Below are 1073 nucleotides of genomic sequence, written 5' to 3' on the forward strand. Positions count from 1 at the left end.
TTGCACTGGTGGGCTATTCTGTATTGGAGACTGATGAGTCCTTCAGTGATGCGATGGAGCGTGCCCGCCTGGCTACCGAATCGTTGTCGGAGGTCCTGTCCAAAACGGGTGTCTCCCGGGCTCAACAGGAGATAATCGTTGTGGGGCCGGCAGGTGTCTTCAGTGATCCAGACAGGCAGGGCGACCGGGTAGAAGTGGTGGTGATCTCGAGGTAATGATTATGGGCACATCAAAGGATGACGATCAGGATCCAAAGGACAAGCCCTCAGAGAAAGATCCGCAGGACAACGTCTCGAAGGTCCTGAGCAGCTCTGATGTCTCCGCTACCCGTGCTCCGGCAAACCCGGAAAAAGTGGATAACCGAAACAAACCACGCAAGACTGTCGCTCTGGCTCTGGGCAGCGGCGGCGCACGGGGCTATGCCCACATTGGCGCCATTGAAATTCTTGTAGAGCGCGGCTACGACATTGTCGCAATCTCTGGATGTTCCATGGGAGCGTTGATTGGCGGCATGTTCGGCGCCGGCAAGATGCAAGACTATAAGGACTGGGTTACGGGGCTTGGCCAGTTTGATGTCCTGAAGCTGCTGGATGTCACCTTCAACTCGGTTGGGGCGATTCGCGGAGAGAAGATCTTTTCTGTCGTCCGGGAGATGCTTGAGGACACCCGGATTGAGGATCTCCCCATTTCCTTTACCGCCGTGGCTACGGATCTGCTTGCCCACAAGGAAATCTGGTTCCAGGAAGGTCCGTTGGACCAAGCCATACGTGCCTCTGTAGCGATTCCCAGCGTTGTCACGCCCTTGGTCCTCAATGGCCGTGTTCTGGTCGACGGAGCCCTGCTTAATCCGCTACCGATCATTCCGACCATCTCCTCCCACGCTGATATGATTGTGGCGGTCAACCTGAGTGGTGAAGATGACCGCAGACGCCGGATTCCGGATGCGGCGTTTTCTCCTGTGGAGCGTGAAAACAAGGACATGGAGGAATGGGTAGACACGATTCGTGAAAAAGCATCGCGCTGGTTCGACTGGGACGCCCTGAAATCCCTTACTGCCCGGAAGCCGGACAACG

General features: G+C 56.3%; 1 protein-coding gene and 1 pseudogene. Both read left to right on the forward strand.

Going from position 1 to position 1073, the window contains the following annotated elements:
* Positions 1-215 (forward strand): annotated as a pseudogene (locus tag B2W52_RS07740) (DUF4892 domain-containing protein); the annotation flags it as partial.
* 5 nt (positions 216-220) lie between these two features.
* Positions 221-1073 (forward strand): patatin-like phospholipase family protein (locus B2W52_RS07745; RefSeq protein ID WP_286802295.1); only part of this gene is annotated, 853 nt, incomplete at its 3' end.

The sequence above is a fragment of the Marinobacter sp. UBA2498 genome, assembly GCF_002341575.1.
In the GTDB taxonomy this organism is placed as follows: domain Bacteria; phylum Pseudomonadota; class Gammaproteobacteria; order Pseudomonadales; family Oleiphilaceae; genus Marinobacter; species Marinobacter manganoxydans.